Below are 11,768 nucleotides of genomic sequence, written 5' to 3'. Positions count from 1 at the left end.
TCTACACCTATTAAGTCGTCGGCAGCGTCAGATGTGTATAAGAGCCAGCCTCCCACACCGCCCGGGAACCGGACTCCCCCACCCGATACACCTGAACAACCGCGCCGACGGCGATGATCACGGCGACGACCGCGACGATCACGGTCACGATCCTCACCCGGGCGACGGGGATGCGTTCACGGGCGATGAGCACATGGACGGCAGCGACCAGCAGCGCCGCCACGAACAGGGCGATCACGACCCAGGGCATGGTTTCGCCGAGGTCGGCGTGGGTCTCGATCCGCGGGCTCTCCCCGAGCTGCTGCTCGAGCCATTCCCCCGCGTCGGTGGTCACGGGGGTCAGCACGAGCAGCACGACGGCCAGCACGAGCGTGGGCCACACCAGCCGGACGCGCGCGACCGGCCAGAGCGCCGAGAGAACGACCCCGAGTGCGACGAGCGGCACGAGGACCACGATGGCATGAACGAGCAGGACATGGGCCGGAAGTCCGCCGATCAGGGTCATGGCACTCCGCTCTGGACGAGGCCGGCGCACCCGGCTCCAGCCGTGCGAACGAATCTAGTCGACGGTCGGCGTTCACCCCACCGGATCCGCGCACCGCACTCGGTTCAGAGACCCGCGGGAAGCGTGAGGATTTGTGCGTCGCCGTCGGTGATCGCGATGGTGTGTTCGCTGTGCGCGGTGCGCGATCCGTCCGCGGACCGGATGGTCCATCCGTCCGGGTCGTAGACGATCCGGTCGGTGCCCTGCGCGAACCACGGTTCGAGTGCCAGGGTCAGGCCGGGCTGCAGTTTCAGGCCGCGGCCGGGACGTCCCGTGTTGGGTACGTGCGGATCCTCGTGCATCGTGCGACCGAGGCCGTGGCCGCCGAATTCGGTGTTGACGAGATAGCCGTACTCGGCTGCCACTGCGCCGATCGCCGCCGAGATGTCGCCCAGTCTGTTGCCCGGTCGGGCCGCGGCGATTCCGGCTTCGAGGGCCCGTCCGGTGGCTTCGACGAGCCGCTGATCCTCGGGTCGCGGCGTGCCGACGATGACGGTGCGCGCGGAGTCGGCGACCCATCCGTCGATCGAGACCGCGATGTCCATGGTCAGCACGTCACCGTCCCGCAGCAGATAGTCGTGTGGAAGTCCGTGCAGGACAGCGTCGTTGACGGACAGACAGATGACGTTCCGGAACGGACCGCTACCGAAGGAGGGTGCATAGTCCCAATAGCAGGACTTCGCGCCGCGCTCGGCGATCAGGTGCCGCGCGCGATGTTCGAGATCGAGCAGGTTCACGCCGGGCTTGGCCATGGCGGTCAGGTCGTCGAGCAGATCGGCGATGAACGCGCCGGTCGTCCGCATGGCCGCGATCTCTTGTGTCGTCTTCAGTTCCAGCAACGATCTGCACTCCTGCATCGGTCGAAGAATCGGTATTAAAATACCACCCTAGCGGATCGAATCGGTATTTTCATACCGGTTCGGGTAGGGTGGCCCCATGGTCCGCCTCCCCCTGACCCCGGAACAGCTCGCCACCGGCAAACGCCTCGGCGAACACCTGCGCCGCGCGCGCGGCGGGCGCACCCTGGCCGACGTCGCGACCGCCGCGGGCATCTCCCCCGAAACCCTGCGCAAGATCGAAACCGGGCGGCTGGCGACACCGGCGTTCACCACGGTCGCCGCACTGGCGACCGAGCTGTCGATCTCGCTCGACGATCTTGCCCGCCACTGCCTGCCACCGGCCGATCTCGAACGAACAGGCTAGTGTTCCAGGTCAGGAATTCTGTTCGAGTATGAGGCGTGGCGCTCGAGGATCTCATTCGCAGTCTTTGGTCCAGATGCACGGCATGCGATCCGTGTTCCACTGCGCCTTGATCGCCGGCGTCTGGTGGGTGGCGTAGTTGCCGAGCACCGGATGACGATCGCGACCCTGAGGTGCCTGTTCGTCCTGCGTAACCAGAAGCGTCTCGAACTCTTTCGCCATCCCCTCAACGATCACCGGCTCCCTAGCAACCGGCGGTACACGATCCGACTTCAGGCATCTCGTCCCGATCGTGACAAGGTCAGCGTCGAGTCAGAAGAGTGTTGTCCCGTCGACCACTACCTGTACCGACTCCTTCCACAGCCGTGACGTGGCCGGTAGCTCCCATCGGTACGAACGCCCACAAGAATCGCCTTGCCCACACGATCGCTTGCCCGAACCGGCCGGCGAGACCCCACCCACGTTGCTCGCTTCGGCAAAGTCGAGTAGTGAACTACTCGCGACTGCCGTTCCCGGCTACGTCAGGATCGGATCATCCCGTCCACACCACTCGACACCGCATCGAGGGCGGGGACGTCGCCGCAGATCGCGACGGCCTGCCCCCGGATGACCGGGCGGGAGTCCCGGGCCCCGCGGGCGAAGCCCGACGGGTGTCCCGAAGCGAAGAAAGGATACGACCATGGCCAAAGACGTACGAGGCAACTGGGACCTGCATCAGAGCAACGGATTCACGTTGCACGTTCAAGTCGCCGACGAGGACCCCAACGGCTCGTTCACCGGACGAGCCAATATCCATGGCAAGGCAGGGTTTACACAGTTCAGGGACACTCGGGCGACTGACGACGAGTTCACATTCCTGATGGGTCGAGGCCGGTACACCGGGCGCTTCGACTTCCAGGGGCGGCTGACCGGAACCACATTCGACACAGCTCACCCGCAGAGCCAGGCCACGTGGTTTGCGGACAAACTGTTCGGATCACTGTAATCCACACCCCGACCGACACCCGACGAAGAGGAAGAGGTTGCACGCAGCCGGCTTCGGATGACCGAGCCACCATTCGAACGCGGACGGCGGAACTACCGGAGCCGGTTCTGCATCCCGTACAGCCTCGTCGGTCGTGACCGTTCGCGATCGAATCCCGAATCAGGAACAGAAGGCCCTACGCCGTACCCGGCCGAGGAACCAGGGTCCGCCCGACCGGGCGCTGATGGACAGTGGATCCGCCTGCACTCGCGCGAAAGCCGCACCGGCCTCACCCGCACCGGGATATCGTCACGATCCATGCCGGACGACTCCCTGCACGATCTCGACCGTGTCACCTTCACCCACGACGGCAAGACGCGCACGGTCTTCCGTCAGGGCACGGGACCGGCGGTGATCGTGATCGCCGAAATACCCGGCATCACACCGAAAGTGCTCGAGTTCGCCCGCCGCGTCTCCGCGATCGGCTGCACGGCCGTGCTGCCCCACCTGTTCGGCCGGCCGGGACGCGCCTACCCCGACCCCGACGTCGACGGCAGGCTGGGCGCGGCCCGCGTGTTCGCCGAGTCGCTCGTTCCCGCCTGCATCAGCCGCGAATTCACCGTGCTGGCCACCGGCAAGACCTCCCCGGTCGTCTCGTGGCTGCGCGCCCTGGCCGCCGACGAACATCGTCGGTGCGGCGGGCCGGGGGTCGGAGCGGTCGGCATGTGCTTCACCGGCGGGTACGCCCTGGCGATGGCCACCGACGACCGTCTGCTGGCGCCGGTGCTCTCCCAGCCCTCGCTGCCGTACGGAATCACCGCACGACAACGACGTTCGATCGACATCTCCCCCGACGATCTGGCGAAGGTCAAACAGCGCTGCGCCAACGGACTCACGGTCCTGGGGCTGCGATTCAAGGGCGACAAGAACTGCCGTGCCGAACGCTTCGCCTATCTGCGCGAGCAGCTGGGCCCGGCATTCGTCGGTGTGGAGCTCGAGAACTCCGCCGCCAATCCCGCAGCGGCCCTCGGACCTCACTCGGTGCTCACCGAACACCTCATCGACGAACCCGGACAACCGACGCGGGACGCACTCGACCAGGTCCTCGACCTGTTCCGCACCCGGCTGTTCCCGCCGTTGTGACCCACCGCCTCGACCGTGGCGACACCGACAACCGGACTCGGCGCTGTACATGACCGCGACCCGCAGATCCCTCGTTGATCCGCGTGCCGGGACATACGGCAGCCGAGCCCTGTCGCACGATCGAGCCGAACGATCATGACGCTGTCGAGACCACCGTCCTTTCTTCGGTCACCGAGTGACGCCGCTTCAGCTCCCGGGCGGCGTGCCGGTACGAGGACGGGCGGGCAGGCAGCAGCCACTGCAGCAGTCGGGTGCCCGGGCCGACGTTCAGTCCGATCTCGTCGAGAACCTCGTCCACGTGCCGGAGAGAGAACGGGATGATGTTCGTGCCGCGGGCCTGCTTGCCCTCGGTACGGTCGATCATCCAGTCCAGTCGCGTGCGGACGAACGCGCGACGCTCCTCGACCGGCGGGGTCGCCCCTCCCAGCATGTGGTTGACGGTCCACAGTGCCGCCGCCTCGGCGCTGAGCGGGCTGAACAGCGAGGACCCGTAGCCGACGAAGTACAGATTGGACACCTCGTTCGGCAGGATCTGCCGGTACAGCAGGAAGTTGCCGTCGTCGTCGAACAGGCGTTCCTGCACCGTCGCCGACAGGAACGGCACTCGCTGCACGAACCCGGTCGCACAGACGACCACGTCCGCGGGCAGCACCGTGCCGTCGTCGAGTTCGGCGACCGGCCGCCCGTCCTTCTCCCTCAGCACCGCGATGGACCTTCCCCGCCGTACCGAGATCGTGCCGGCCTCGACCTTCTCGTAGAAGCCCTCGGTGGCGAGGCTGACCGCGTGACGCACGATCCGCTCGAACGAGCCCTCCGGCACCAGCCCGGTCCGGTCGAGCCGCAGTTGCCGACGCGCGACCCACTCGATGCCGCCGAGCAACCCGTTGCGAACGAACCGCCCCGACCCGGTCAGGAACCGCCCGAGTCCGCGTTGCTCGATGTGCTCGAACAGTCCCTCGCTGAGACGGGTGAGCAGGATGTACTTGTAGTTCAGTACGTTTGCGAGCTTGCGCGGCATCTTCCAGGTGACCTCACGGGCCACGAGGGTGGTCGAGGCCGCGACGTCGCTCAATGCCTCGGCCACGTCGCAGGACGATTTGCCGTAGCCGACGACCAGTACGTCGCGGTCCGCGGCGTCGGCGAGGTCGTGGAAGTCCGAGGCTGCGCAGAGCCGGCCTCCCGCGGCCTCGTACTCCTCCCGCCCCTCGTAGGGCGGGAGGAACGGGTCGCAGAAAATGCCGTTGGCGACCACCAGACGGTCGTACTCCTCGACCGCGGTCTCCCCCGAGACGGCGTTCCGGCTGGTGACCGTCCAGCGCTGCGAGACGGGATCCTGGTCCGCCGAGACCACTTCGGTGTCCAAACGCAACAGGCGCCGGAGATCGAAGTGCTCGACATAGTCGTCGAGGTACCGCTGGACCTGTTCCCCGGTCGGCCACTCGGGATAGTCGGCCGGCATCGGAAAGTCGGAGAACGCGTACGTGCCCTTGTTGTTCTGGGTGGTGACACCGGGATACCGCCGCGTCACACTCCACACCCCACCGACGTCCGGGGTCCGATCGTAGACGTGGACGTCGAATCCGAACTCGGACAGCAGTTTCGCCGAACACAGGCCGGCGATCCCCGCACCGACCACCGCGACTCTTCGTCCCTGGCCGGTCATGACCGATCGGCCCCCGCGGTGTCCTCGGCGAAGAAGGCACTCACCAGCTGCTGGAAGCGTGCGGCATGCTCGATCTGTGTCCAGTGACCGCACTTGCCGAAGACGTGCAGCTGCGAATTCGGGATCAGGTCGAACATCTTCTGCGACGCCGCAACCGGCACCACCCGGTCCTCCCGGCCGTGCAGGATCAGCACCTCGTGCTCGATCGCGGCCAGGTCGGCGTCGGGCACGATCTGCGCGTCCAGCCACCGCTGGCGAGGCTCGGGGAAGACCTGCTCGAAGGCCTCCTGTGCGCCGGGCCGCGCCGTCACGCGGTACCGCAGCTCGGCCAGCTCGTCGGTGACCAGCGACCGGTCGTAGGCCATGATGTCCATGATCTTCTTCATGTTCTCGACCGAGGGCGTGTAGCCCCACAGCGCGTCGAGTTCGGGCGTGAAGTCGAACTGCACACCACCGGCTCCCATCAGCACGATCCGGCCGAGCCGCTGCGGATGCCGGACCGCCAGGTGCAACGCGAGTCCCCCACCGAACGAATTGCCGACCACGTGCACCTTCGGAATCTCGAGGGCGTCGAGCAGCGCGAGAATCTGATCGATCCAGGTATCGAAGATCTCGAAGCGGACCGGGTCCGGCAGGGTGGTGTACCCGAAACCGACCAGGTCGGGGGCGATCACCCGACGCTGCTCGGCGAGCACCGGGATCAGTCCCCGCCAGTTGGCCCACGCCGAGACGCCGGCGCCGGAACCGTGCAGCAGCAGCACCGGGATGCCGTCACACGACCCTACGTCGTGGTAGTTGGTCTCGAACCCACCGGTTCGGATGGTCTGTGCAACTTCGGGGTTGGTGTCGACGTGCATCAGGACTCCTTCGAGGGGAAGACGGATGCCACCGCGGCGAGCAGGTCGTCCTGCGGCCGTTCGGGCGAGGGATACGCCTGCTTGCTGTGCGACAGGCCGGTCTGCACGAGCATTTCGCACATCTTGTAGGCCACGACACCGGGATTGAGCACCGGAACGTCGAGGACGGTGGACAGGTGGGCGTGGCTCTGATGCATCGTCGTCGAACCGAGGATGATGACGTCGGCGCCGTCCTCCGCAACGGCGGCCTTCGCCTCGCGCTCGAGCGCCGCGAAGACGAAATCCTCCTTGCCCGCCAGCAATTCGGCAGCATCCGGCCGGACGCCGATGTCGCGCACCGACGCCAGTCGGGAGGTGATGCCGTTCTCGCGAGCAGCCTTGTGATAGAGCTCGTGCCATTGCGGCCACATGGTGACCACCGAGAACTTCTTGCCGAGCAGGCAGGCCAGCAGCATGGTGGCCTGGCTCGGCGCGACGACCGGGATGGACAGCCGGGACCGCAGGGCGGCGAGCGCCGAATCGCTCATCGAGTTCACGCAGACCCCGACGTAGCCCTGCTCCTCGGCGCGACAGCCTGCGTCGAGCACGAACGCGTCCGCGAGGGTCGTTTCGTAGGCGCTGTCGAGGCTGCCGCCGCCGTTGCGCGCCGAGACGAAGACGTTCTCGAACGCCGGGTGCACGAAGTCTCCGGAGAGCTGGGCAGCGAAGGCGTCCAGCGCCTCCGGCGGAACCGGGACGGGGACGATGTTCAGTACACGTTTCACAGGTCGAGTTCCTCTCGGGTACGGGTCAGGGTGTCCACGACGGCGAAGGCGATGGCACGGGTCGCCATCATCACGTCGGTCACCGAGGCGACACCCATGCCGCCGAGACCCTCGTTGAGTTCGGCCGGGGCACTTGCTGGCGGCCAAGGGTAACCGATTCGGGCACAAGGAATTCCGAGACGGCGGATCAGAGTGCCGTCGGTCTGCCCACCCAGCAGAGGGGTGGACTCGTAGGGCTTGCCCTCGACTTCCTCCCAACCCCGTCGGCAGCTCTGGATGATCCAGTTGTCGGGGTCGGTCATGCCGCCCGGGAGGGACCCGTACATCTCCCAGTCCAGTTCGATGTCGGGATGTCGCGTGCGCAGGGCGCGGATCATCTCGGCGAACTGATGCCGCACCTCGCCGGGTGTGGTCCGCGGATTGACCCGCACATCGAGATAGATCTCCGTCGCTGCGGACGGGAAGGCCGGCTTGTCGGGACTGCCGGACCGGACCGCCGAGATCCAGCCCTCCGGCAGCGTCGACCCGGAGGTGTTGCGCGCCGTGTACTCCGGCAGCCACGCTTCGATCTCCTGGATCACCGTGGCGGCGGGCACGATCGAGGATCGGAAACCCTCGGTGCCGCGGCTGATGCCCGCGTACCCGAACGTGCCGCGCACCGTCACCTTGAACCAGCACATCCCGGGTTCCTCCGGGTACACCGCCCACCACGGCTTCAGCACGATCGCGTGATCGGGCATCATGCCGTGGGTGAGCAGATGGAACACCCCGGAGCTCATCCCGACCTGATCGCGATTGCTCATGCTCACCGGCATCCCGCCGCCCGCGAAGCCGATCGCCAGATCGCCGAGCAACGGCAGGTCCGCGTCGACGACCGCGTGCAGCACCTCGGTCAGCCCCGCCACCATGCACTTCGGGTTCGAGGCGCCGAGCCCGATCACCAGATCGCCGTCGACCTTCGCCTCGGGAATCATGTCGGGCCGCAACGACTTCCCGACCCACGGCACGTCGGCCTCGGGATCGATGTGGGTGTCGATGGGCGCGTACAGCAGCAATCGGCTTCCGCCACCGCTACCCCGTAGCTCGCCGATCGCATTGCCGGTGTGCTCGGAGATCGGCTGGTACCGGGCGTCGATTCCGACGTTCTCCTGCAGGTAGCTCGCCATGTGCTCGGACGCAGGACGCTCCCGGCCGGTCGGGCTGTGGATGTTCACCAGGTCGACGAGCAGATCCCGGAATCGATCGGGATTCAGTTTCGCGCAGACCTTCTCGTACATCTCCCGCCGGGCGGGATCGAGTGTCACGGCGTCCGTGGTGTCGAGAGTGTCGGTCACGGTCGGCCCCCTTCGTGGACTTCGAAGCGATGCGCCAGTCCGACGCGATCGGTCAGGCACGTCGCGATGCGGACCAGCCCCTGGTCGGCGTGGTGCGGCGCGATGAGCTGGATACCGAGGGGCAGGCCCTCGACCCCGCGCCCGGCGGGCAGGCCGACCGCCGGGCACCCGGCGATGCTGGCGAGCTTGTTGAACACCGGGTCGCCGGTGCCGGTCTCGATCGGCGGGGCCTCGCCCGGTGCCGCGAGCGTGACCAGCACATCGACCTCGTCGAACGCATGTCCGACGAACGTTCGCACGTCGCGCAGCACCTGGCGCGCCCGCTGGATCTCGCTGGGGGCGGCGGTGCGCCCGTCGTGAAGGAATCGGTGCAACTGCTCGGAGACCCGTTCGACATGCGGACGCGCGATGCGGTCGGTGAGCGAGGCGGACGCCTCGACGGCCATGACCAGGGTGTGCGCCCGGTCCAGCGCGTCCAGTTCGTCCGGCACCGGCACGTCCCGCACGTCGGCCACGACCCCGCGCAGGTTCTCCGCGAACTCGTCGAGCAGCGCCGCCGCGGCCGGGGTGGCCCGGTCCGCCCACGGGGGCCGGAGAATCCCCACGCGCAGGTTCCGCAACGCGGGAAGAACCGCGGCCGGCGGGGTGGTGGACCCGTCGGTCGAGAGCGACTCGTCGATCGCCCCCAGCCACGCCGGATGGCGGGCGAAGGCGCCGACGGTGTCGAAGGTGAGCGCGACGGGCAGGACCCCGTCGAACGGCCACCGCCCGTAGGTCGGTTTCAGGGTGAACACCCCGCAGAACGATCCCGGCCGCAGCACCGATCCCGCGGTCTGGGTACCGAGCGCGAGCGGCACCTGACCGTCCGCGACCGCGGCCGCGGACCCGCTCGACGACCCGCCCGGTGTTCGATCGAGTCCGTGTGGGTTCCGGGTGGCGGTGGGCCGGTAGGTGGCGAACTCCGTGGTGGTCGTCTTGCCGAGGATCACCGCGCCGTCCCGCCGGAGCCGACGGACCACCTCGGCGTCCTGCGCGGGCTGCCAGCCGGACCACAGGTCGGATCCGTAGCCGGTCGGCTGGTCACCGGTCTCGATGATGTCCTTGAGCCCGAACGGGATACCGTGCAGCGGCGACCGTCGCGGCGCGGCGTCCCGCGCCCGTGCCTGTTCGAGGGCGAGCGCCGGATCGAGGTGCGCCCACGCTCCGATTTCCTGGTCGCGCTGCGTGATCCGGTCCAGACAGCGCTCGACGGCAGAGACGCTGGGGTGCTCGTCGGCGAGGATATCGGCGATCGGAGAGACGGCCTCGGTGCCGGTCACGGTACTCATCCGACCTTCTGCGGCTCGTGGCCCCACCGCGACGGCGAGCGGAAGGTCTTGACCTCCCAGTCGTCGGAGTCGATCGTGTCGCCTCCGTAGCCGATCTCGATCGCGAAGCCGGACGGTGTGCGCATGTAGAACGAGGTGACGCCGTCGTTGGTGTGCCGGCCGAAAGTCATCTGCAGTGCGATGCCCGCGCCGGTGACGAGATCGTAGGCGCGGCCCACGTCGTCGAGCGATTTCGTCTCGATCATCAGGTGGTTGAAGTCACCGCCGGTGAAGCTGAAGCACTCGTTCATCAGCGCCAGGCTGTGGTGCCGCGGATTGCAGTGCAGGAAGGTGGCATCCGCACCGTCCCAGACGATGTAGTCGGTGAGCTCGAAGCCGAGGACGCGGGTGTAGAAGTCGACCGCGGCCGGGTAGTCCCGGCACATCAGGACCACGTGACCGAGGCCCAGTTCACCGGTGACGAAGCCACTGATCACCCCTCCCCCGGCGAGCGGGGTGTGGTCGATGGTGGGTCCGAACACGACCTCGTTGGGGAAACCTTCGGCGTCGGTGAACCGGAACGCCGCGACGGCCAGTCTCTCCTCCGGCGCTCCGGTGTCGATCCAGTCGACGTCGATACCTTCGGCCGCGACCCGCTCCGCGACGTCGCGGAGGTCGTCGAGGCTGTCGACCTCCCAGGTGATGGCCCGGATCCGGTCCTCGTTCGCGGGGTACAACGCGATGCGGTGGTGGTGGTCGTCGAGCCGGATCAGCAGGGGATCGTTGTCGTTGTGCCGGGGGCGTGCCTGCAGGCCGAGCAGATCGACCAGAACCTGGCGCCAGGTGTCGAGGTCGGTGACGTCGACGCTCAGAGCGCCCAAGCGGGTGATGCTCATATCGTCCTCTGTTTCGAAAAGGGGGGCCGCGGAGCGGCTAGCTGGGAAGGAATTGCTCGGCGTGGATGCGCTCGGCGGGCAGGCCGAGTTCGACCAGCCGGTCGTGTGCGGCGGCGAGCATCGCCGGCGGTCCGCACAGGTAGGCGGAGGTGCGCGGGTCGCGGACGTCGTCCTCGGTGAGGACGCTGACCGGGTTCCCGGTCAGGACCTCGTCGATGGAGGTCGGCTCGTCGCACGTCACCCGGACGTCGAGAGTGCGCATGAAGCTCCGGCGGGCGTCGAGTTCGTCGAGGTGGAACAGGTCCACCTCCCGGGCACAGCCGAACACCAAGCGGATCGGGTGGTCCTCGCGGGCGGTCTGCAGGTTCTCGAGCATGGACAGCATCGGTGCGAGACCGGTGCCGCCGGCGATCATCAGCGTGGGTCCCGGTTCCTCCGCGAGGCCGAATCCGCCGATGGGACCTTCGATTTCGATCAGGTCACCGACGGAGGCGGCGTCGCGCAGGTAGTCCGACATCGCCCCGGACGGCAGGACTCGAATGGTGAAGGCGAGTTTCTTGCGGTCCCGCTCACCGGAGGCCATCGAGTACGAGCGCCACTCGTCGGTGCCCGGTACCCGCATCCGGACGTACTGACCGGCACGGAAGGCGAACCGGACGGACTTCGGCAGCTTGAGCACGAACTCGACCACCGACTCACCGAGCCAGGTGATCGCCCCGACCTTGGCGGTGGCGGCGACGAGCGGGTACTCGTCGAGCATCGAGGCCGGGTAGTCGAGCTCGACCTCGCTGTCCGCGCACGCCACCGACTGGCACAGCAGTCGCTGTCCATCGCGAATCTCGTCCTGCCGCAACGAGAACACGCGATCCTCGGGCATCGCGAGGTCGCCACGGACGACCTTGCCGACGCACGTGCCGCACGTGCCGACGGTGCACTGGCTGACCAGACGGACCCCGGCGGCCGTCGCCGCCTCGAGGACCGTCGAACCCGCCGGCACGGTCACCGTCCTGGTGCCGTCCGCGAACGTCAGGTCTACCGTGTGGGCGACGCCGGCCTCGGACGCCGCCACCGCTTCGGTCGGGGTGATCGTCATGGG

General features: G+C 67.7%; 12 protein-coding genes. 3 read left to right on the top strand and 9 right to left on the bottom strand.

Annotation, left to right across the window (positions count from 1 at the left end; genetic code table 11):
- Positions 1 to 609: 609 nt before the first annotated feature.
- Positions 610 to 1,383 carry a type I methionyl aminopeptidase gene (map, locus tag M1M07_RS16590; protein ID WP_197252030.1) on the bottom strand — a complete coding sequence of 258 codons (774 nt, stop codon included), beginning with the start codon at positions 1,381 to 1,383 and terminating at the stop codon, positions 610 to 612.
- A 97-nt stretch (positions 1,384 to 1,480) separates the two neighbouring features.
- Between map and M1M07_RS16585 the strand changes: the two genes are divergently transcribed.
- A complete protein-coding gene (locus tag M1M07_RS16585; protein WP_197252008.1) occupies positions 1,481 to 1,747 on the top strand; it encodes a helix-turn-helix domain-containing protein in 267 nt (88 codons plus the stop codon).
- Between the two features lie 51 nt (positions 1,748 to 1,798).
- Here M1M07_RS16585 and M1M07_RS16580 read toward each other — a convergent pair whose 3' ends face one another.
- On the bottom strand, positions 1,799 to 1,981 hold the full coding sequence (locus M1M07_RS16580) for a hypothetical protein (RefSeq protein WP_248674913.1): 183 nt from the start codon (positions 1,979 to 1,981) through the stop codon (positions 1,799 to 1,801).
- Between the two features lie 442 nt (positions 1,982 to 2,423).
- Here M1M07_RS16580 and M1M07_RS16575 point away from each other — a divergent pair, with 442 nt between their 5' ends.
- Together M1M07_RS16575 and M1M07_RS16570 are read left to right on the top strand one after the other, a co-directional pair.
- The gene (locus M1M07_RS16575) at positions 2,424 to 2,729 is read left to right on the top strand and encodes a hypothetical protein (RefSeq protein WP_197252010.1); all 306 of its coding nucleotides are present in this window, start codon (positions 2,424 to 2,426) and stop codon (positions 2,727 to 2,729) included.
- Positions 2,730 to 3,026: 297 nt separating this feature from the next.
- Positions 3,027 to 3,851 (top strand): dienelactone hydrolase family protein, encoded by an 825-nt coding sequence (locus M1M07_RS16570; protein ID WP_248674912.1) that lies wholly within the window; start codon positions 3,027 to 3,029, stop codon positions 3,849 to 3,851.
- Between the two features lie 133 nt (positions 3,852 to 3,984).
- Here the strand turns inward: M1M07_RS16570 and M1M07_RS16565 are convergent, their stop codons facing one another.
- Genes M1M07_RS16565 through M1M07_RS16535 form a run of 7 tightly spaced genes read right to left on the bottom strand, consistent with a single transcriptional unit; the run spans position 3,985 to position 11,765 of the window.
- Entirely contained in the window at positions 3,985 to 5,514 is a 1,530-nt protein-coding gene (locus M1M07_RS16565) for an NAD(P)/FAD-dependent oxidoreductase (RefSeq protein WP_248674911.1), read from the bottom strand.
- A complete protein-coding gene (locus M1M07_RS16560) occupies positions 5,511 to 6,371 on the bottom strand; it encodes an alpha/beta fold hydrolase (protein WP_248674910.1) in 861 nt (286 codons plus the stop codon). Before M1M07_RS16560 ends, M1M07_RS16565 begins: the two co-directional genes overlap by 4 nt.
- Positions 6,371 to 7,135 carry an aspartate/glutamate racemase family protein gene (locus M1M07_RS16555; protein ID WP_197252014.1) on the bottom strand — a complete coding sequence of 255 codons (765 nt, stop codon included), beginning with the start codon at positions 7,133 to 7,135 and terminating at the stop codon, positions 6,371 to 6,373. Before M1M07_RS16555 ends, M1M07_RS16560 begins: the two co-directional genes overlap by 1 nt.
- Entirely contained in the window at positions 7,132 to 8,469 is a 1,338-nt protein-coding gene (locus M1M07_RS16550; protein WP_248674909.1) for an acetylornithine deacetylase, read from the bottom strand. The genes M1M07_RS16555 and M1M07_RS16550 overlap by 4 nt, the downstream gene beginning before the upstream one ends.
- Positions 8,466 to 9,797: an amidase gene (locus M1M07_RS16545; protein WP_248674908.1), complete on the bottom strand. Its 1,332-nt coding sequence runs from the start codon at positions 9,795 to 9,797 to the stop codon at positions 8,466 to 8,468. Before M1M07_RS16545 ends, M1M07_RS16550 begins: the two co-directional genes overlap by 4 nt.
- Positions 9,794 to 10,672, bottom strand: a complete 879-nt coding sequence (locus M1M07_RS16540; protein WP_248674907.1) for a VOC family protein — start codon at positions 10,670 to 10,672, stop codon at positions 9,794 to 9,796. Before M1M07_RS16540 ends, M1M07_RS16545 begins: the two co-directional genes overlap by 4 nt.
- Before the next feature lie 37 nt (positions 10,673 to 10,709).
- Complete coding sequence (locus M1M07_RS16535; RefSeq protein ID WP_248674906.1) at positions 10,710 to 11,765, bottom strand: 2Fe-2S iron-sulfur cluster binding domain-containing protein; 1,056 nt, start codon at positions 11,763 to 11,765, stop codon at positions 10,710 to 10,712.
- Positions 11,766 to 11,768 lie beyond the last annotated feature (3 nt).

This window comes from Rhodococcus sp. HM1 (genome assembly GCF_023218075.1).
Classification (GTDB): Bacteria; Actinomycetota; Actinomycetes; order Mycobacteriales; family Mycobacteriaceae; genus Rhodococcus.
The sequence above is the reverse complement of the archived record's forward strand: the minus strand, read 5'-3'. Positions and strand labels throughout refer to the sequence as shown.